21 protein-coding genes are annotated in these 21,004 nt (G+C 38.5%); 13 read left to right on the top strand and 8 right to left on the bottom strand.

Annotated features, from left to right (window positions below):
* The first annotated feature begins 32 nt into the window (after nucleotides 1-32).
* From GXK58_RS02610 to GXK58_RS02600, 3 genes are all read left to right on the top strand, one after another.
* The gene (locus GXK58_RS02610) at nucleotides 33-1,349 is read left to right on the top strand and encodes an MFS transporter (RefSeq protein WP_160719552.1); all 1,317 of its coding nucleotides are present in this window, start codon (nucleotides 33-35) and stop codon (nucleotides 1,347-1,349) included.
* Nucleotides 1,350-1,389: 40 nt separating this feature from the next.
* Entirely contained in the window at nucleotides 1,390-2,229 is an 840-nt protein-coding gene (locus tag GXK58_RS02605) for an MBL fold metallo-hydrolase (RefSeq protein ID WP_160719550.1), read from the top strand.
* A 93-nt stretch (nucleotides 2,230-2,322) separates the two neighbouring features.
* Entirely contained in the window at nucleotides 2,323-3,204 is an 882-nt protein-coding gene (locus GXK58_RS02600) for an ROK family protein (RefSeq protein WP_160719549.1), read from the top strand.
* A 467-nt stretch (nucleotides 3,205-3,671) separates the two neighbouring features.
* Here GXK58_RS02600 and GXK58_RS02595 read toward each other — a convergent pair whose 3' ends face one another.
* Entirely contained in the window at nucleotides 3,672-3,860 is a 189-nt protein-coding gene (locus GXK58_RS02595) for a TetR-like C-terminal domain-containing protein (RefSeq protein ID WP_160719547.1), read from the bottom strand.
* Between GXK58_RS02595 and GXK58_RS02590 the strand changes: the two genes are divergently transcribed.
* A complete protein-coding gene (locus GXK58_RS02590; RefSeq protein ID WP_160719782.1) occupies nucleotides 3,827-4,942 on the top strand; it encodes an MFS transporter in 1,116 nt (371 codons plus the stop codon). The genes GXK58_RS02595 and GXK58_RS02590 overlap by 34 nt on opposite strands.
* 434 nt (nucleotides 4,943-5,376) lie before the next feature.
* Here the strand turns inward: GXK58_RS02590 and GXK58_RS02585 are convergent, their stop codons facing one another.
* Entirely contained in the window at nucleotides 5,377-5,634 is a 258-nt protein-coding gene (locus GXK58_RS02585) for a hypothetical protein (RefSeq protein WP_160719545.1), read from the bottom strand.
* Between the two features lie 55 nt (nucleotides 5,635-5,689).
* A complete protein-coding gene (locus GXK58_RS02580; protein WP_160719543.1) occupies nucleotides 5,690-6,649 on the bottom strand; it encodes an EamA family transporter in 960 nt (319 codons plus the stop codon).
* Nucleotides 6,650-6,774: 125 nt separating this feature from the next.
* Between GXK58_RS02580 and GXK58_RS02575 the strand changes: the two genes are divergently transcribed.
* On the top strand, nucleotides 6,775-7,659 hold the full coding sequence (locus GXK58_RS02575) for a helix-turn-helix domain-containing protein (RefSeq protein ID WP_237389551.1): 885 nt from the start codon (nucleotides 6,775-6,777) through the stop codon (nucleotides 7,657-7,659).
* A 41-nt stretch (nucleotides 7,660-7,700) separates the two neighbouring features.
* On the opposite strand, the gene GXK58_RS26955 is transcribed toward GXK58_RS02575, so the two are convergent.
* Entirely contained in the window at nucleotides 7,701-7,865 is a 165-nt protein-coding gene (locus tag GXK58_RS26955; protein WP_202171269.1) for a hypothetical protein, read from the bottom strand.
* Nucleotides 7,866-8,368: 503 nt separating this feature from the next.
* Here GXK58_RS26955 and GXK58_RS02570 point away from each other — a divergent pair.
* From GXK58_RS02570 to GXK58_RS02540, 7 genes are all read left to right on the top strand, one after another.
* Nucleotides 8,369-9,475: an alpha/beta hydrolase family protein gene (locus GXK58_RS02570; protein WP_160719539.1), complete on the top strand. Its 1,107-nt coding sequence runs from the start codon at nucleotides 8,369-8,371 to the stop codon at nucleotides 9,473-9,475.
* A gap of 15 nt (nucleotides 9,476-9,490) precedes the next feature.
* Nucleotides 9,491-10,399: a fumarylacetoacetate hydrolase family protein gene (locus tag GXK58_RS02565; protein WP_160719537.1), complete on the top strand. Its 909-nt coding sequence runs from the start codon at nucleotides 9,491-9,493 to the stop codon at nucleotides 10,397-10,399.
* Nucleotides 10,400-10,423: 24 nt separating this feature from the next.
* A complete protein-coding gene (locus GXK58_RS02560; RefSeq protein ID WP_160719535.1) occupies nucleotides 10,424-11,179 on the top strand; it encodes a cyclase family protein in 756 nt (251 codons plus the stop codon).
* Nucleotides 11,180-11,220: 41 nt separating this feature from the next.
* Nucleotides 11,221-12,351: an FAD-dependent monooxygenase gene (locus GXK58_RS02555; protein ID WP_160719533.1), complete on the top strand. Its 1,131-nt coding sequence runs from the start codon at nucleotides 11,221-11,223 to the stop codon at nucleotides 12,349-12,351.
* A gap of 257 nt (nucleotides 12,352-12,608) precedes the next feature.
* Nucleotides 12,609-13,553 carry a VOC family protein gene (locus tag GXK58_RS02550; protein ID WP_160719531.1) on the top strand — a complete coding sequence of 315 codons (945 nt, stop codon included), beginning with the start codon at nucleotides 12,609-12,611 and terminating at the stop codon, nucleotides 13,551-13,553.
* 86 nt (nucleotides 13,554-13,639) lie between these two features.
* Entirely contained in the window at nucleotides 13,640-14,563 is a 924-nt protein-coding gene (locus GXK58_RS02545) for an AraC family transcriptional regulator (RefSeq protein WP_160719529.1), read from the top strand.
* 98 nt (nucleotides 14,564-14,661) lie between these two features.
* A complete protein-coding gene (locus GXK58_RS02540; protein ID WP_160719527.1) occupies nucleotides 14,662-15,912 on the top strand; it encodes an MFS transporter in 1,251 nt (416 codons plus the stop codon).
* 139 nt (nucleotides 15,913-16,051) lie between these two features.
* On the opposite strand, the gene GXK58_RS02535 is transcribed toward GXK58_RS02540, so the two are convergent.
* From GXK58_RS02535 to GXK58_RS02520, 4 genes are all read right to left on the bottom strand, one after another.
* Nucleotides 16,052-17,467, bottom strand: coding sequence for a PQQ-dependent sugar dehydrogenase (locus GXK58_RS02535; RefSeq protein WP_160719525.1), 1,416 nt, complete (start codon nucleotides 17,465-17,467; stop codon nucleotides 16,052-16,054).
* Between the two features lie 213 nt (nucleotides 17,468-17,680).
* Nucleotides 17,681-18,415 carry a HipA family kinase gene (locus tag GXK58_RS02530; RefSeq protein ID WP_160719523.1) on the bottom strand — a complete coding sequence of 245 codons (735 nt, stop codon included), beginning with the start codon at nucleotides 18,413-18,415 and terminating at the stop codon, nucleotides 17,681-17,683.
* Nucleotides 18,416-18,531: 116 nt separating this feature from the next.
* Entirely contained in the window at nucleotides 18,532-19,626 is a 1,095-nt protein-coding gene (locus GXK58_RS02525; RefSeq protein WP_237389535.1) for a glycosyltransferase, read from the bottom strand.
* A gap of 5 nt (nucleotides 19,627-19,631) precedes the next feature.
* Nucleotides 19,632-20,099: an NUDIX hydrolase gene (locus GXK58_RS02520; protein ID WP_160719521.1), complete on the bottom strand. Its 468-nt coding sequence runs from the start codon at nucleotides 20,097-20,099 to the stop codon at nucleotides 19,632-19,634.
* A gap of 240 nt (nucleotides 20,100-20,339) precedes the next feature.
* Here GXK58_RS02520 and GXK58_RS02515 point away from each other — a divergent pair, with 240 nt between their 5' ends.
* On the top strand, nucleotides 20,340-20,936 hold the full coding sequence (locus GXK58_RS02515; RefSeq protein WP_160719519.1) for a serine/threonine protein kinase: 597 nt from the start codon (nucleotides 20,340-20,342) through the stop codon (nucleotides 20,934-20,936).
* Nucleotides 20,937-21,004 lie beyond the last annotated feature (68 nt).

Here is a 21,004-nt window from a genome sequence, read left to right as displayed (position 1 = left end):
AAAATGTCGTTATCTAAATTGGAGGTAGTAAAATGGCTGAGGTTTACCAATGGAGAAAAACTCCTTATATTAATTTAATCATTGCTGCGTTTCTTGGTGTAGGTACATCAGTAGGTGCGATTGTCATATTAAATTTCGGACTCATTCAATTTAATATCATTAGACTTGTGGGACCTGATCGGGTTACAGCAGTATTCGGAACCGCATCAGGAATAAGTAGTTTAGCGGCACTTGTATTAGGACTTATAGGTGGTGTCATTGCAGATAAAACCCGTTTGAAATTTGGAAGACGGAGGTTCTGGATGATTGCAGGCAGTATTGGCGGTGCTCTCTCCATGTTAGGCTTAACCTATGCAATCTCGGTTCCGATGCTTGTTATTGCATGGTGTCTTTTACAGTTCTTTTATAGTATGGTATCGCTATCCTGTTATGCCATTGTTGCGGAACAAGTCGATCCTGACAAGTTTGGACGTGCTTCTGGTCTAATTGGTGCTGCATTTCCTGCATTTGTCATGATTGGTCAAATGATCATGGGGGCATTTTCTGATTCGTCCGTACAAAGTAAACTAATCGCCATCATATTCGTCCAATTAATTTGTGGGGTAGTGGCTGCCGTTTTGGTCAAAGATAACAATTTTTCCAATGCAGCTGCTGCCAAGAAAAAGGGCTTTATTTGGAAAGAAATTCGTAACTTTTATCCTAGTTATAAACAATACCCATCTTTTACATGGGCATTGCTTACAAAGATTTTTATTCAAGTTTCCAATGCGGGTCTTACATTAATGACACTTTTTTATATTGCGAGGTTTCATTTTAGTGAAGGAAGAATCTTTCAAATCAATGGGATCACCTCTCCTTCCATTATGGTTATGGTAGCAGCAGGATTAATTGGTGGATTTCTATCTGATAAGGTTAAGAAACAAAAGCCATTTGTTATTGGATCAGCACTCATATTAGCAGTTTGCTGGATCATATTTGCCTTCTCCTTTAACATCACTTGGATTATTATTGGAAACTTTGTCCTTAACTTTGGATTTGGTATGTTTTCAGCAGTCGATAACGCGCTGGTTAACAGAATTCTTCCATCAAAAGAAACGGCGGGAAAAGATTTATCGATTATCAATAATAGTGCACCTTTGGCCAATTCACTCGTAAACTTTGCGGCACCGGCTCTTATTGGCCTAGGGGTAAGCTGGTTTGGTGGTGACGGCTACATCTTCTTCTTCTTGGTTCTTGCGGCATCCGCAGTATTTTCAGCCCTGTCTGTCATTCCAATCCCGGAATTGGACGCTCAAAAAGGTAATCAATCGGAGATGGATGAGACACCCTTGAATACTTTGATTAATTAGACTTAATTAATAATTTATTATCTAAAAATAGGAGGCCAGGATGGAACCTTTAATATATTTTAGATCAGAAAAAATTTCAGACTGTGTAACTAGAATATTTGGACCTGCGGGCGAACTCATGTATTTAGTGGAAGGGAGTGAACGAGCAGCACTTATTGACACTGGTACGGGTGTAGGGGACTTACGAACCTTTATTGAACACCTGACGGAGAAACCTTATTTTGTCTTATTAACACATGGTCATGTCGATCATGCCATGGGTGCCCCTGCTTTCGATGAAGTTTATATGAATCCGGCAGATAAAGAAGTCTATGCTAGTCACAGTGATTACAATGTTCGTAAGGGATTCCTTGAAATGAGTATGGGTGAGAATTTTGCTAGGGTGAATGAGGAGGATTATATTCCTATTGGTTCAAGTGATCGATATAAACCTCTTTTACCTGGAGACATGTTTGACCTTGGTGGAATTCATTTAGAGGTGAATATTGGAGCAGGACATACTCCTGGCCTGGTGACCATTTTACTAGTAGAGGAACGTACCTTGTTATTAGGGGATGCATGCAATTTCTTTACCTTCCTTTTTGATGAGTTTACTCTCGGTATTATTTCCTATGAAAAAATGTTACGAGAGTTAGATGAAAAAACAGCAGGCCGCTATGACAAAGTCTATTTGTCACATGGAGATGGCGATGCGCCAAAGGAAATGATTGAATCGGTTATCGCTCTTTGCGAAGATATTAAAGCAGGTCGAACAGATGATGTGCCATTTGATTTTATGGAACATAAAGCCTTTATCGCAAAAGAAATCGACCAAAACATGAATAGACTGGATGGCGGTCTTGGAAATATTGTTTATAGTAAGGAAAAGGTTCATCAATAAAATTATAGGAGTGCCCCTAATTTTTTCTTAATGGGGCATTTTCTATTTTGGATAAGGTGAACGTAAATTAAAATTTAGATCGGAGAAAAAAACATGTATTTAGTCATCGATATTGGTGGGACATTTATTAAATATGCTCTAATGAATCAAGCGGGGGACATCATCGAAAAGTGGAAAAAGCGAACACCGACAACTAATTTATCCGAATTTAAAGACGTGATTTTTTCCATTATTGAAGAACATGATTTAAAAGAATTGAGAGGGATTGCCTTCAGCTGTCCAGGGACCATTGATGCAGAGAAAGGAACGATTTATCATGGTGGACTTCTTCCGTTTTTACATGAAGTTCAATTGGCAAAAATAGTGGAAGAAAGATTTGGAAAAGATGTAACCATCGAGAATGATGCGAAATGTGCAGCACTAGCCGAATTGTGGCTGGGCAGTGTGAAAGAGGCGAAAGATTCTGTCGTTCTAGTGCTGGGAAGTGGTGTTGGGGGAGGAATTATTATAGATAGCAAACTTCATAGAGGCTTCCATCTTTCTGCAGGAGAAGTGAGTTATGTCATGAACGAAGTGAATCCCCAAACAAGAGAGGGAAAATTTGTCGGGTCTGAATGTTCCGCTGTTCAATTGGTTAACCGAATTGCGGAAGTGAAGAAACTGAAGGATCCAGCAAACGGAGAGGCTGTATTTGAGTTCATTAACGCTCAAGATAAAGAAGCTAATGCGATCTTCGATGAATACTGTATCCAATTGGGGACCATGATTCTTAATTTGCAATATATTCTCGACCCAGAAATCATTGCCATCGGAGGAGGCATTAGTTCACAACCAGTAGTCCTTGAACGTATTGAATGGGCCATCAATCAATTGAAAAAGAAAAACCCAATCCATACAGCCAATCCAAAGGTTGTTACTTGTGAATTCAGAAATGATGCTAACCTTTACGGAGCACTCTATCAATTTCTGCAATAGATTTTGACCTTTCAATCAAGGCTGGGATTTATGTTATTAAAAAAGGCTAGGTATGCTGATAAAGGGTTCCGTTTTGAGGTATTTTTTTTAAGATAAGTCCCGAAATAACAGTCGTATTGGAATTGCATTGGTACATAAAAAATAAAACTCGTTAGTCATTGGCGAGTGTCCTTAATCAAGTAACCAGCAAAGGTAGAATAAGCTGAGATTTTCCGGTTAAATGCACAATGAGTTCGTTTCGGGGTAAAATAAGCGGAAATTTTCCGGCTAAGCAAAGCAAAAACCCCCATTTTCACGATTTTTAGGTAAATAGGCGGAATCTCTCCGTCTATTTACACTATTTTTAATGCCTATTTACTAATTAAGCGGAAATTTTCCCCCTATTAATCAGCTCGGGTGCTTAACCTGATCCCGCCACAGATAACTTCGGACCCTCTAAATCCTAGATGCGGGAATAAGCAGCTTTACTATATAATCCTCTCAAGCAAAATCCCCAATTCTTTTGCTATGGTCTTAGGCGGAAAAGGCATCCCATCCTTTAACCAGGATTCCAATACCCCTACATAAGCATTTGCAGCGAATTTAACAACAACATCTTCACTTAAACCTTCATTTTTTCCTTCTGTTTTATGCAGTTTTTCTTTGTAACCTTCCAAAACATAATGTCAGCATATCAAGGGCAGGATTACTGGTGAGTCTTTTCGCTCTTACCATTGCGGTTTCTGGACCAACGATGCCGTTATTGTTATCCGGGATCAATCGAAAGAAGGTCATGTTACTTGTATTAAGTGTTTTCGTTGTGGGAAACATCGCATCCGTATTTGTAACTAACTTTAACCTTCTATTAATCATTCGTATCGCGCTAGCTCTTTTCCATCCGGTTTATTGTTCCATGGCATTTACCGTAGCCGCTTCCTCAGTAAAACCTGAAGAAGCTCCAAAAGCTGTTTCAAAAGTATTTATAGGTGTATCCGCTGGTATGGTAGCCGGCGTCCCAATTGCAAGTTTTATATATAGTGCTTTTTCGTATGAAATGGCGATGGGATTCTTTGCTATTGTAAATGTAATTGTATTGGTCGCTACATTGATTTTTGTACCATCAATGCCTGTTGAAGAAAGACAATCTTACGGAGAACAAATTGCTGTATTAAAAAAATCCATTTTATGGGTCTCTATAGTAGCTGTCATTTTATTAAATGCATCCGTATTCGGGGTATATAGTTATATTGCAGAGTATCTTGAAACGGTTACCCAAATGTCTCCGAATACCATCAGTTTAACTTTATTCGTTTTCAGTGGAGCTAATATTATTGGAAACATCGTTGCAGGGAAGGTACTCACTAATAGTCCTATTAAGTCCATCTTAACTTTTCCTTGTGCTTTGAGTGTAGTTTACATCCTTTTATTCTTCACTGGAGAGTTTGCCGTCCCTATGGTAATCATCACTTTCCTTTGGGGAGTATTGGCTGGAGGTATCATGGCAAATATTAATCAATATTTGATTTCATCTTCAGCTCCAGAAGCTCCTGATTTTGCCAATGGTTTATTTATATCAGCATGTAACGTAGGAACAACAGTTGGCACAGCTTTCGGCGGGTTATTCATATCAGAAATGGGCACACAATACGTTATATTAGTGGGGGTCCTTTCCTTGATATTAGGTTTGGTAACTATTTTCCTAAGAAATAATATGTATAGTCCGACAAAGCAAATCTCCACTGAGGAGTATACCATTTAAGATTTATAGTTCTCACTCAATAAAAGAAACGAGCACTGATCATTGAAACATTTCGTTAAACATATACATTAGTAGGGCACGTACAGTTTGAAAAACGGGAAGCCTCAAGAAGGTTTCCCGTTTTCATTAGCAAGGAAGTGGAAATTTTGAAAGAACTGGAGTCACTTGTTAAATATATTTTACGAGGCATCGTTTTCATTGTATATTTCCCTGTTTATATTATTCTGCAAGTATTAAAATTTATTTGGAACTATCTAATTGTTTTGCCGCTTCAATGGCTGTGGGACACTATCATTCTACCCGTTATTATATTCTTATGGAGACATATTCTATTCCCTCTCTGGCACTTTCTAATCTATATTCCTATCCGATGGTTGTGGCACCGGCTCTTGTCACCTTTTTTCTTCTATGTGTGGAACAACGTATTTATTCCGTTATTCAAGGTTTTGTGGTATTATCTGCTGTTTCCTTTTGTGTATTATGTCATTTATTATCCATTTTATTTGCTGTGGAAATATATACTGATCTGGTTCTATCGGGAGATCTTTATTCCGGTTTTGCATCTTTGCAGTAAAATTCTGAAGCTCCTCCTTAACGGGCTTAAGTGGTTTTGGATGCATCTTGTCTATTATCCTGTCCGCTGGTTCTGGAAAACTTTCATTTATTATCCGATCCGGTGGGTCTACCGACAAATCATCAATCCAGTGTTTCAGTGGTTTAAGAAATTGTTTGTTTAGAATGGAAACATTATATACCTGCACTAGACTTGTTAATTTTGAAGGGCTTTTGAACTTTAGATTGTTGGTTACTCTTTGAAGAATTTTTATTCAAAGCCAACAATAATATCATCCCAACGATACAAGCTGTCCCAATCCATTGGAAAAAGCCAAAGGGTTCCTTTAACCAATAGACCGTTGTTAAAACGGCAGCTAGCGGCTCAATGCTGCCTAAAAGACTGGACTCTTTAGGCTGCAGACTTTGTAAACTTTCTATATAGAACCAAAATGCAATCATCGTACCAAATATAATAATGAAGATTAAATATAAATAAGCTTCTAATGTTAAGCTTGTAATGTCCATTTGCCAAGGCGGATGGATAAAACTTAATGCAAGTCCACCAATCATCATCGCCCATCCGACAATGACAAGTGAATCGTATTTCGAAAGAAGAGGTAAAGCATATAAAGTATAAAAAGCTAACGCAATTCCAGAAAAAATACCCCAAACAATCGCAAGTGGCGGCACAGACAATTGAGAGATAGAGCCATTTGTTAATAAGAAAAAACAACCCACTAACGCTAAGGAAGCAGTCAATACATCCCTTTGTGTTAGGACCGCTTGTTTGCGGAGAATTAAGTATAGGATAATCATAACAGGTGCTAAATATTGTAATAGTGTGGCTACAGCAGCATTTCCATGTTCAATAGAAGCCATATAGGTGTATTGAACTGCAAGCATACCGACTAATCCGAAGATAATCAATTGAATAGCTGTCTTTCGATTTTTCCAAACAGCCAATATCTGGGAGCGGTCTTTTATAAAAAATTGAACGGTTAGGAGTAAAAAACCAGCAATGAGCAATCGAATTGCTACCAGCCAATCTACATCAATTTGATACTGTTGAAAAAGCTTTTTAGCAACGGTGCCGCCGATCCCCCAAAATACCGCCCCCGTTATCACAAGAAAGATCCCCTTACGTCTATTCATGATTGATTTTCCACCTTTAAATATAAAAATAGTGTTATAATACTTTAAATAATAAGGGAAGAACCTCGGAATTAATACCCGAATTGAATGAAAAAATATAAGGATATTGAGGTAGGGAAATGCAAATTAAGGACTTCATGGTTGACCAGAGTCTAAAAGAATTAACCGAACATCGTACTATGGTATTACCAATTGCCTGTTACGAAACAACAATTAACCAAAATATAAATGGCTATATACCGCTTCATTGGCATGACGAATTTCAGTTTGTTCTCGTAGTCAAGGGTGAGGCGATTTTTCAGATCAATGAAGAAAACCTTCGTGTGCAAGAAAGCGAGGGGCTATTTATCAATAGTGGATGTCTGCACATGGCAAAGGATCAGATTAATTCGGGTTGTACTTATATTTGTTTAAATGTTTCCCCAAGTTTCGTTGTATCACAAGAACTTTATCCAACCTATGTAGCTCCTTTTCTCCAGGCGACGAATATTCCTTATTTACGTTTGGTTCCAAAGGAGTTCTGGGCGAATCAAATTTTGGATTCTATTATGAAAATCAATCAGTTGATCAAACAAAAGCCAACATACTATGAAATTGATATTTCCGTCAATCTAACCTCTATTTGGAAGAACCTCATTATTATTGGCATCGAATTAGAGTATGAACAGACAGAAATGATAAAAAGTCAGCGTATGAAGCAAATGTTAAATTGGGTCCACCTGTATTATCCTGAAAAAATTCTTTTAGAAGATATTGCACGAGCTGGTCAATTAAGCCGTTCTGAATGCTGTCGATACTTCAAACGAATTTTAAAGAAGACTCCTCTGAATTACGTAACCGATTATCGAATTCAAAAAAGTTTAATTTTACTACAACAACCAGAATCTAGTGTCACGGATGTGGCCTATCAAGTAGGATTTAACAGTACAAGTTATTTCATTGATCAATTCCGAAAGTCGATGAACATGACACCATTGGCATACAAAAAACAGCAAAGCTCTTGGGATTAGATATGACTTCGAGGCAGAAAAAAAACCACTGAAGTGGTTTTTTAATCACGCATTGCTCCTGCCTCGCGAGAAGTCATTGCACCTTGTCCTTCACTTACATCTTTTTGAATTTCTTGTTTTACCTCCTGTGGATCGGTTCCAGCAAATTCTGGCTGCATAATAGAACCAGAACCCAACTTCTTACTCGCTTGATTATTCTGTTTCATCCATTTCCTCCTAAAATTTATTTACAATCTTATTATTAGCAACAATTTTGTAAATAAAATCTCCTATTTTTAAATTGCTTTTATTCCGCAAAATTCTCTTATTTTCAGCATTAAAAAATAAAATCTCCCACTATTTTTAAAGAGTTCTAATCATTTGTGAAACATTTTTAGATGATCGGAATATCTAAAATATTTAATATATTTAGAAAAAAGATAAAAATTGATATTAATTATGACAAAAACGGAAACGTTTTCAAGTTAAATTCTCTTTATAATAATGACTATAAACACAAGTTAAGCTTTGTAAGATTCCTATTTTAAAAGGGGGAGAAGGTGTACAAAATTTCATACTTTTTTCCGCATCCAGCCCATATTGAATGAATGAGTCGAAAATGAGATGATTCAACGGATTTGGATCCAACCTTACAGAGTTTGAGGCAGTAAATTCCTGGGAAGCAAAAGGAATTTATTAGTTTAATAAATATAGAGGAGTTGTTTTTTTAATGTGGCATTTCTTTCCTGAAAATTATATGTGGTCTTATCAGATTGTAAGAATGATAAGCCAATCCTATTTCGGCGGCGGTGAAGTAAATGAAATCCTCGATGCAGCGAGCCGTATGAAGTTAGGAGATCTTGAGAGTTTCCATCATGAATGGATGAGACTCGGAAATAAGTCTCTAACCACTGCAAATGATGCAATGGACAAGGGTCATAAAGAAACTGCACGTTCAGGATACCTAAGAGCAGCAAACTATTTCCGCACGGCGGAGTTTTTTCTTCAGCCCGATGATGCAAGAAAACTTCCTACGTATTTAAAAGGTGTAGAAACCTTTAGAAAAGGAGGCGAGCTGTTGGCTTCTCCTCCAAAGGCAGTTAATATTCCGTTTGAACATGCATTCTTGCCTGGATATTTCTTTGAAGCACCAGGGCAAACCAAAGGACCTTTGATGGTGATGTTCGGTGGTTTAGATTCAACAGCAGAGGAATTGTACTATGGACCTGCCCAGCTATTAAATGAAAGGGGAATCTCTCTCCTTGCCATTGACGGTCCTGGCCAAGGGGGCGCATTAAGAATCCATCAGATTCACTCTCGCTATGATTATAATACAGCAGGTACAGCGGCATACGAATGGGCAGTTGAAAATCTGGATGTCGACCCTGAGCGGATCGGAATTATGGCGGTTTCCATGGGCGGCTATATGGCGGCAAGATCTGCAGCCTTTGAACCAAGATTTAAAGCATGTGCCATTTGGGGAGCTGTTTATGATTACAATGACGTTTGGGCTAAACGGCCGGACAACCATCCTCTCGCAAAAATTTTACAACATATCTTTGGGGTAGAAGACATGCCTGCTGCAAGAGAAAAGCTTCAGCATTATAACTTACGTGGAGTGGCTGAAAAAATCCAAATGCCAACGCTTATTGTCCATGGTGAAGATGACCGTCAAAATACCGTCGACAATGCTTACAATGTCTATAACCACTTGACTTGTCCGCGCTGGTTAAAAATCATTCCGACAAGCAGTACAGGTTCATCCCATTGCCAGGTGGATAATATTACTGAAACCTATGAGATGTATGACTGGTTAAAAGAACAATTAATGAAGTGATACAGGAGGCCCGGTATGAAACTTGTAACCTTTTATAATCCGGAAGGCCACATGAGAACAGGATGGCTCGAAGGAGATAGAGTTATTGATATGAACCTCGCCTCTAATGGTGATGTGCCTGAGAATATGGCTGATTTTATGAAAAGTAATGAAAAATACATGACGATTCTAAACCGAATAAAGGATAGAACAGATCTTCCATCCTTTTCGCTCGAGGAAATTCAATTGACTGCACCGCTTCCCAAACCTGTAAGTTTCCGAGATTATGTATCCTTTGAAACTCATGTTAAAAATGCCACTAAACGTAATGGGGATACAGTAGCTCCAGAATGGTATGAAATGCCGATCTTTTATTTTTCAAATCCCAATGCTATGAAGGGACCAGGGGAAGAAGTAAAACGCCCTTCTAAATGTATCCGGCTTGACTATGAGCTTGAACTCGCTTGCGTCATTGGAAAGGAAGGGAAAAATATCAAGGCTGATGAGGCAGAAAATTATATTTTTGGCTATACCATCTTAAATGACTGGTCAGCTCGGGATATCCAGATGAAAGAAATGAAAGTCTTGCTGGGACCTGCAAAAGGAAAAGATTTTGCTACTTCGATTGGACCCTATCTGGCAACCAAAGATGAACTAGAGTCTTATAGATTGGAAGATCGCTTCGACTTAGAGATGACCGCTGCTGTAAATGGAGAAATCCTTTCCCGCGGTAATTTTAAAGATATCTATTATAGTTTTGGAGAGATGATTGAACGGGCGTCGGAGGAAGTCACTTTATATCCTGGAGATATTATTGGCTCAGGAACCGTCGGCTTTGGCTGCATTATGGAACTCGGTCCAGAGGTTCATAGCTGGCTAGAACCAGGGGATGAAGTAGAACTTTCGATAACAGGGCTCGGCTCCCTAAAAAATCGGATTGTTTAAAATGCATGAACGGAGTGGAACTTTATGTCTAAAATCATTGACTTGAGCGTTTCAATTGAAGAGGAATTAAAAGATCCTCTTCCGTTTTCGATTCGGTATGAAACACATGAAGAAGGTGCTGAATTTGGTGCCAAGCTAGTTGGGGTTAGTCCTGAAGATTTCCCTGAGAGAAAAGGGCTTGCCGGGGAGTTCCTCACCTTAACTAGTCATGCTGGAACACATGTTGATGCACCGTGGCATTATTGGCCAACGTCTGAAGGGAAACCCGCCAGGACCATTGATGAAATGCCGCTAGAGTGGTTTTTCAACGATGGAGTTGTCCTGGATTTCACAGATAAGCCAGCCGGATATGCACTCACGATAGCAGATCTACAACAAAAGCTGCAAGAAATGGACTACCAGTTAAAACCGTTTGATATCGTCATGATTCGCTGTGATGCAGATAAAAAACGATATCAGCCGGACTATAGCGAAATACATGTAGGGGTTTCAGCAGAAGCGACCCTTTGGCTGATCGATCAAGGCATAAAAGTGATGGGAACAGACGGCTGGGGCTGGGATACACCATTGTCCCATCAGGCGGCAGATTATAAGCAAGACCCACGTCCGGGTGTTCTCTGGGCAGCTCATTTCGCTGGGAAAGAAAAAGAATATTGCCAAATTGAAAAATTGGCTAATCTTGATCAACTTCCACCCTATGGGTTTAAGGTATCGGTGTTTCCAGTGAAAATAAAAGGCGCAAGTGGCGGTTGGACCCGTGCCGTTGCCATCATTGAATAGTAATTGTATTCGCTTACAATATATTTAAAGGAGCGATTTATATGTCAAAGGTAAAAAAGGTTTTGATCGTAGGTGGGGGCATAGGGGGGCTGGCAACGGCGATTGCTTTACAAAAAGCTGGAATTGAAACTGAAATTGTGGAAAAGCAAAAGGAATGGAATATTTACGGGGTCGGCATCATTCTACAATCGAATGCAATAAGGGCCATTGATCAATTGGGTCTTTTGGATGAGTTTTTGTCAGTAGGAACAACTCATTCTGCCTTGCATGTCCGAGACTCGCAGGGAAATATGATTATGGACGCTCCAATTCATCCTTCCGGAAATTTTAATATCACAGGAGGGGTCCCAAGAAGAAATCTTCACCAAATTTTATATAAGGCGGCAATTGAATCTGGAACTAAGATCAGGTTGGGTACTTCTGTAGAAATCATTGAAAATGGAGATAGTTTTGTCTATACAAAATTTACCGATGGAACATCTGGGACCTATGATCTTGTCATTGGTGCAGATGGTGTGAGATCAAAGGTGCGTAATATGGTGTTTGGTGAGATTCAGCCGAATTTTGTCGGTCAGGCTGTTTGGCGTTACACCCTTCCGCGTCCAAAGGATATTGAGAACATAACCATGTATTATGGTCGAAAAGCAAAAGCCGGCATTGTTCCGATGACAAAAGATAGCGTGTATGTTTTTATCGTGACAGCTGAACCAGGTAATCCTTGGAAGCAGGAGGATCAGCTCCATGTTGAAATGCGGGAAGCTTTTCAGGAATTTGGCGGTTTAATAGCTGAATTAAGCGAACAAATCACTGATCCAAAAGGTGTGGTTTATCGGCCGCTCGAGACTCTGATCGTTGAGAAGCCTTGGTATCGCGACCGAGTGCTCCTTATTGGAGACTCTGCACATGCAACCGTTCCTCATTTGGCTCAAGGAGCTGCCATGGCAATTGAAGATGGACTGGTATTAGCTGAATTGCTTCAAGAGGACTTGCCTCTAACAGCCATTTTAGATCAATTCATGGAACGGCGTTTTGATCGCTGTAAATTCGTAGTAGATAATTCGAACACGCTGGTGGAGTGGGAACTATTGCAATTGGAAGGAAAGCTTCCAAAAGAGAACAACCCCAATGCCATCGTTGCTCAGAGTTTAATTAGAATGACTGAGACTATTTAAAAGTACTAATTTTTAAATATAAGGATCTGTTAAACCACATTGTTGTTTTTTTACACTGTTGATTGGAGCGGAAGGCGATCGACTCCTGCGGGAGTACGGGGCTGGGGAGACCCCGCAGACGCTTTCAGCGTCGAGGAGGCTCCCCGGCACGCCCGCGGAAAGCGAACGCCTGGAGCGGAAATCAACAGCTAAGTTTAACAGAGCTAAATATATAACTGATGTTTATAAAACTATTAATATATTTGGAGGAATAAACAATGCCAAAAAGAAATCATTTTATCTCTCAATTAGCACACGTCGAAATATTAAGTCCAAAACCTGAAGAGTCTGCAAAGTTTTTTAAAGATGTTTTAGGGTTAGAAGAATCAGGCCGGATGGGTCAATCTATCTACTTACGGGCATGGGGGGAATTTTTCCATCACAGTTTAAAGATAACAGAAGCAAAAACCAATGGTCTAGGCCATATTGGCTGGCGTGCTGAAAGTGACGAGGATTTACTGGATGCGGTTGAACATATAAAAAATATGGGTTGTGGAAAAGGGTGGATTGATGGCGATCTTGGCCATGGGAAAGCCTTCCAATTTTATTCGCCTGAAGGGCATCTGGAAGAAATATTTTGGGATGTTGAACTTGCCGATATTCCTGACGAGAAGAAAAGTAAATGGAGATCCCGTCCGCAAAAGAACCCAAGCCGGGGTGCGTCGGTAAGACGTTTGGATCATATAACACTTTGGACAAGCGATGTAACTCGTCATCGTAAACATTATCAGGAACTGGGTTTCAAACATAATGAAGGAATTGTCATTCCAAATGGAACAGAGGTTGGATCCCTCCTGGCTGTATCAAGTCTATCTCATGAGATCGCTCTTTTCGCTGATTTCCATAAAGAAAACGGACCACTAAACCATGTTTGCTTCGCGGTTGAAAATCGTGATCAAGTACTTGAGACAGCTGATTATGTTGTTGATAACGGTTATAGATTAGAAATGAAACCATTTAAGCATGCTGTTGGTGAGGCATTCACGACTTATGCCATCGAACCGGGCGGCAACCGAATTGAAATTTATGGCGGCTCTCCACTCTATTTTGCTCCGGATTATGGTCCTAAAATGTGGAAAGTCGAAGAAAATCCAAATGATGCCTGGGATGAAGTCAATATTTTTGAAACAGCGCAGTTTGATAGTATCCGAGAAAAAGCATAAGAATTGATACTGAAAAGGACATCTTATATGGTGTCCTTTTTGTAAATTATAGACAAGATTCTTTTAAAATCAGGAGAGTTGTGGAAATGAATTACCCATATGAAAGTGTAGCAGTTAACGATGATGTGCCATTTTTCATGTTAATGACTAGTGTAAAATATATTGCTATGCACTGGCATGATCGGATTGAAATCATATTTGTGCTAAAAGGGCAAATACATGCTTATGTCGGAAAAAACGAGTATCACCTACAGGAAAATGATCTGCTTCTTATTAACCATGATGAGGTCCATGGAGTTGAATCGAGTGAAGATAATCGGCTGATCGTATTGCAGATACCTCTTTCCTTTATTAAAAAATATTATGCTGAAATTGAAATGGAAGTCTTTGACTGTAAATCATTTTACCACGAAAATCAAAAACGTTTTAATAGGATGAGAACGTTACTTGCTCAATTAATGGCTGCCATAAACGAGAAGGAGCCGGGGTATACCATTAAAATTCATTCACTGCTTCTGGATATTGTTTACAACCTTATCACCAAATTCAAACAAAATAATAATAACAAGATAAACTCAAGCCGCAAGAAAGATAGAAATAGATTAACGAGAATAATCAATTATATCCATCAAAATTATATGCACCCTCTAACACTTAATGAGCTTGCACTAAATGAAAAGCTAAGTGTCCCGTACCTTTCTAAGTATTTTCAGAAGCATATGGGACAGTCTTTTATAAAGTTTTTAAATAGTATCAGACTAGAACATGCGGTCCAACAATTGCTTGAGACGGATTTGCCGATGATTCAAATTGCGATGGAGTCCGGATTTTCAAATATCAGCTCGTTTCATAAAATTTTTAAGGATACCTTCCATACAACACCTTTTCAATTTCGAAAAAAATTACAGAATAACCCTAAGAATGTTAGTCACAGCAAGAGAGGCATAGAAACTTATCAATATTTGGAACAACTAAACATATTAGATTTGGAAAAATATTTAAAATATTAGGAATATGATAAAAATTAATATAATTTTCAATAAAAATGTAGACGTTTTCATTTTTGTTTCTATTTATAATAACGATTAAGAATAAAGGAGGGGAATCCATGAGAGAAGACCGAAAGAGTTTTTGGAAATATGAAAACTTTCTAATCATCATCATGTTTTTAGTTGTTGGGTTGGTGTTTTTGGATCGTTTAAGCTTAGGGTTTGTATTTCCATTCATCATGCCTGATTTAGACTTAAACAATACTCAACTTGGGGTAACAGTAGGTTTAACAGGTGTATTTTTTGGATTATCAACATTAATTTTTGCCAGCCTTTCAGACTTTCTTGGGAAAAAGAAAATGATGCTCGTCCTTTTTGTTTTCATCTTCTCCATTGCAACATTATTAACCGGTATTGTTGGCTCTTTTACTTCGTTATTATTAATTAGAGTATTGATGGGATTGGCAGAAGGGCCTGTTATGCCGCTTGTTCAATCCATTGTTATGGCCGAGTCCTCTGAGAAACGAAGAGGATTTAACATGGGGGTTGTTCAAAGTGCTTCATCGTTGATAGGTGGTACATTGGCACCGGTTGTGACCGTGGCATTGGCTGTGTCTTTTGGCTGGCGATCCTCTTTTTATTTAATTGCGATACCAGGAATGATTGTGGGTTTGATTTTGTGGATTTATTTACGGGAACCAAAGGCTGTATCGGCTCATCATGCTGAAGTGTCCGTGGACAAACCAACCAAAGCAGAGTTTCTTCGTGTATTTAAGACTCGTAATGTTTGGCTAAATGCGATCATTGGTATATGCAATATGATGTTTATTTTAACTTTAACCGCGTTTTTACCAACTATGTTTGCAGGTGCAACGGATTATAATGAAAGTCAAATCGGGATGTTGTTAGGGTTAATGGGGCTAATGATGTTTCTCAGTCAATTAGGCGGCCCAGCTCTTTCAGACCGAGTCGGCCGATTGCCTGTTATCAAAATATGTTCATTCATTGCGATATTCCTGCCAGTTACGATTGCACTTACCTATCAGAATTTTCCACTTTTACTTATTTCAATGATCGTGTTTGCCATTGGAAATGGATACCAGCCACTTATTTTAAACGTTATACCAGCTGAGTCTGTTCCGAGAACGTTTTCGGCGACATCAATCAGTTTCGTCATTTTAACGAGCGAAATCATTGGTGGCAGTGCAGGTCCGATCTTAGCGGGAATTCTAGCAGATAAGATTTCATTGACTGCGCCATTATGGGTTGCTGCAGCTGCTGGTTTGGTTGCTTTTATTGGTACGTTTGGTATTAAAGAAACTGCGCCGGCTAAAAAGCGCAGTCCAAAGGATATAACTGTATCATTATAAAATATCCTTCTTACAGAATCGTTTACTTGGATAAAATCATTCATACTAAAAGCCCGAAAATCATAGTTTTCGGGCTTTACTTTTTCGATAGGTTTGGACAAACCTTCCTCTAAATTTCAGTATTAGTCGAATGGATGAGTCATGAAACAATTTCAAAAATAGTACCTTGGTTTAAATCAGTCACTTTCATCGAGCCATAAACTCCTAAATAGAGTCTGGTTTGATCCCGATTTGTTCCCAAATTAACATAATAGGCGGATTGAGATCCAAAATCATGATCCGTTTCAATTACCGTAAAGTCATTTGGTTTACCATCTGTTCTAACCCTGGAATAAGCTAAAACGCCTCTAGCAGGGGAGTGAGTTTTTTCTTTTCGCGCAAGATCGGTGAACACTACGCCACCCGTTAAGCCGGGGATTCCATTCCCCGAATAGGCTTGAACTCCTGTAAGAGCAGTTCCTCCGAATTTTTCGGGCCTGAGATCTGAATGAAAATAACTAGTTAGAGGCAGACGGCGCCTCGCTGTTGTGTTCACTGCTTCATTGAAATAGGCAATCATTTGCTCATCCATTGTCGGATTTCCGGCGCACCGATTTATTATTGAAGTAGGGAAATCACCTTCCCAGCCTCGCCAGCCAAAGTTAATCAACCCATCTTGGTCTAGTTCCATGTGTCTTAAAGAAGCCTGAATAAGTTGAGTTACCGCTATTGGTTTATAATGTATGAATGAAAAAATCGACTCGGCCATATCCTGTCCGACATTTCCTGCATATTTTATATATTGATTGTAAGACCTTTGATAGGAAATTCCTGGTATATTGCGGACTCCTTTGGCTATGACTGTTAGGATTTCTTGAATTGGTACAGGAAGTTCGTTAAAACGTGTGACTACCGGTGGATGATCGATAAATGTATGTTTACTGACGTCAATTTCAATAATTTTTCCGGCTATTTCCATAATATCCTGACTTAGGTTGAATGGATCATAGCCTGATCCACCATCACCAGTTGTTAGAACAAGTTTTCTTGTTTCTGGTGAAAAGTTTAAACTGTTGACACCATTATGATTCATAAATGGCCTTCTTAAGTTAAGTAGTGTCCGCCGTTTTCGAGGGTGACCATTCGATTGTAAAAACCATTCTTCCACTGTATCGATATGATCATAGTGTGTCTCTCTATTTACCCACTGCTGGTTTAAGGTTTTAGGATCACAGGGGTTAGGCTTAAAATTTTCAGTAAGAGCACCTGGGCCTTCTGATCCAGCTAGTGAATAATGGAGATAAAACAGACCGTTATAATAAAAATCGGGATGAAACGCTAACCCGAGTAATCCCCGTTCATCATATCCTCCGCTAGAAGCACCAAGTTTGATGATTTGCTGGCGTATATCTAAAAAAGTTCTTAAACCTGAGTTTCCGATGTAAAAAATCTCGCCTGCCTGGGTGGCAATAAATAATCGTTCAATAGAATCACCCGGCAGGATAGTAGTTTTCATTACAGTGGGTAAATTGATCTTATTAGCAATAGGCCGTAACCTAACCTTAACTTTAACCACTAAACTTTCCACTCCTTCTTAATGGATTCCATTAAAGAGTATGGTTAACTTTGGTTTATTAGTACCAAATTAAGGTTTAGTCGAAGTACTTATAAAAGCTCATTTTGATATGTAAAGGACTCGTAAAAACGAGCGAAAAAAAGGGAATGGAAGATTTTCAAGTAAAAAGTAACTGCCTTCAAGAAAGGAGTTACTTTTGGTTTAATGAGGTTGTCATTTTACATTACTATGATATTGAATAATATGATCTACAATGTCCGGCAAGTGATTTTTCTGGTTTAATAGAAACTGGTACAGGGCATCTTTATCTTCTGCACCGACCTTCCACTCATTAGGGATCGATTGGATTACCTCATAAATGGATTCGTTAGGTAAGTTTACAATTTGATTTATATACGAAGTAAGTTCATTAGGACTTTCGAGTTGAGTGTATGCCCATATATAAAATGGCCAGTGGTAGTTATAGACGGGCTTCTCGGTAAGTGTCTGTGCAGACCATTGGTAGCGCCCAGGAAATACCCTTCCGTGATCAATCATATGGACATAATAGCTGCTATCCCTTAGAATTTCAAAAATCACATTTCTTGTACTGCGATCGGAGTTGTTCACCCATTGGTCGAATACCATTATCCCTGCAAGCAAATCGCGGTTCTTAACCTCCTTCTTAGTGGGAGGAGATTCTCTGATATCTTCAAATACTTTACCGTTTTCAATAAACTCACAAACATATTGGATTCCTGCAGTGAAGTTATATATAGTTGATTGTAATTGCGGAGTTTGCTTAATAAATTTTTTCGGTATATAGACAAGTTTAAAAGGAATCACAGGAAGTGACAAAAGCTGGGCTAGTTTGCCAATTACATATTCATTGACCACTTCTTTTTCCCTTCCTTTTGCAGCAGCAAACCACTTCACGACATATTTCTTGCCATCGCTAAAAAGAATCACATGAGCGGTTCCACCTATTAAGGTTTGTATATATTGAACAGGGTAAATAAGCTTTTTAGCTTTGTTTTTATCCTTAGAAATTTAATTCACTCCCTTTCTTTATGAATTTTCCAATTTTATTGATTTCCATTATCGTAGTCTTCTAGCACAATGCCGTATAGCTGTTGTTGTACCTGGATTTGCTTAAGTAAATCAAATTTTTCATCAATAACTTGTCTAGCGCTTCTTGTACATCTTTTCCACACTCTTGGATGGTCAAGGAAAAATTTTAGTGCTTGGGCTAATTTTAAATCATCTTTTTCAGGAACAAGATAGCCTGTTTTCTTATGTTCAATTAATTCTGGAATTCCTCCGTGGATGGTGGATACGACGGGTAACCCGCTTGCCATTGCCTCTTTTAATGCATTAGGTATTCCTTCTACATCCCCATCGTGGCTGGTCTCGCTCGCAAGGCAAAAGAGATGTGCTTTTCTTAACTCCCTTGAAATTTGCTGTGAATCCATTGACCCTCTGAGAAAGACACGATCAGTTAATTGGTTCTCTTCAATAAATAATCTGATTTTCTCTTCATCTTTACCTTTTCCAATAATGTGCAGGGTGGTTCTAGGGTATTCATACTGAATCCGTTGAAAAGCTTTCAACAGGGTAAGAAATCCCTTTTTTTCAACTAGTCTTGCAACAGACAAAATTCGGATTTCACCTTCCTCTGGCAGAGACCGTTCGAAATAGGGGTACAAGTTTAAATCCAGACCACCATATAAAACATGAATCTTCTTTTCTGGAAATCCTAGTTTTTTTAATTCCTCCGCCAAAAAACCACAAACAGCAAAATAACCTGCTCCTTGTTTTACCAAATCTTTATAACGGAGCACATTCTCTCGAAATCTCTTATAGGTTTGTGTGGAGGAGTCACGCCCTCGAAAATGTACGATTAAAGGGATATTATAATGCTTTGCAAGAGGTAAAATTTCAAGGGAATGTTTCCCTTGATGCGCATGAATGGCTACGACATTTTGCTCCTTAAAAAAGGCTTCAAAGTCTTCAATTTCGTTCAGATTATAGTAATTTTCAAACTTATAAAGCACATTTTCGCTATTTGGGAAAGGACCGATGACTATAGGTCGATATTGATCCAACATAACCGTTTGATTGTACATAAACCCTTGATTTATTTTAAAAGGTTCACTAATGTAAAAAGCAATGGACTTCACTTTTTCTATCCCTTCCTTCCATTAGAAATCAAGCTTTCAATAAAACTTTGGAAGATCTGACGGTCTCGCTCGACTAATTCTTTTGGAAAAGCGGACCATTTAAAAAATTGCACCCTTTGTATTTCTTTATCATCTGGGGTTAAATCCCCACTGCGTATATCTTCGGTAACGTAAGCGATCGTTATAGGAAAGTATTCATCGCCATTAGCGAGTTTTGTAAAATAGCTCTCTCCCGAGAAAACGCCTATTAATTGAATGTTACCAATTTTAATTCCAGTTTCCTCTAAAATCTCACGTCTGCAAGCTTCTTCCGCAGATTCTCCTAATTCGATAAAACCGCCCGGCAGCTTCCAAACCTCGTCGGATTGAACCATCAGAAAACGTCGCTGTTGATCAATGACCAAAGCGGTGACCCCAGTTAGTATTAAGGGTCTTGTACCGACTAAAGCTCGAAGATCTTCAATGTAACCCATCTTACTTCTCCTTTTTGAGTTATTCTTGTCCAATTTATAAATGCTAGAAATTTACAAATCCTCTTTTATATTAGATTCAAAAAAAAAAAATTTGAAATGGACAAAAACATATTTTTCGCGTTTTTTTGTAAAGGGCTGCTTCATTTTGTGAAAAAATATGTGATTAACCTAAATCAACAAAGGAATTTTTTCATATTATAGTTAGTGGTTATCCAAAAGTAGAAAATGGTGATAGATTGGATGGAAGATTATAAAAATATAAGAGTCGAAAGAACAGAAATCAATGGTAAAAAAGAGCTTATTATTCATAATCCAACCTCACTGAAACTAATTGGGGAAGGAAGTCAAGGTGCTGTTTTTCAGCTTAGCGAAGATCGTTGCGTGAAAATATATGTAAATCCAGATGCGGCGATAAAGGAAGGAAAGGCACTTGAGGCGGCTTCGAACACTCATAGGGTTCCAAATGTTTATGAAGTCGGACCTAACTATGTCATTATGGACTATTTAAAAGGAATGAATTTAAAGGATTACTTAAAGAAGGCAAAAACGATCCCAGTATCTTTTACAAAACAAATCATTCTGATTCGAAAAGAACTAAAGCGGGTTGGATTTACTAGGATCAAGACATCAATCGGACATTTTATTATTACAGAAGGAGATGTCCTAAAAGCGATTGATCACTCAGATGGACTAACTAAGAATGACCCATACAATCCTAAGATGTTTCGTGATTTGAAGAATCTGGGACTTTTGGACACATTTTTGAAGCAAGCAAAAGAAATCGACCCTGAAAGCTATGAAGATTGGCAAAAAAATATAGATTTCAATCGGTTATAAATACCAACAGTAAGAGCCTTTATAGGTTACTTGCTTTTATGGCAATATTTTATTGTCCGAGCCATTAG

The sequence above is a fragment of the Bacillus sp. USDA818B3_A genome, from assembly GCF_009928415.1.
GTDB lineage: Bacteria > Bacillota > Bacilli > Bacillales > Cytobacillaceae > Neobacillus.
Note: the sequence above shows the minus strand (reverse complement) of the source record. Positions and strands in the feature narration are given on the sequence as shown.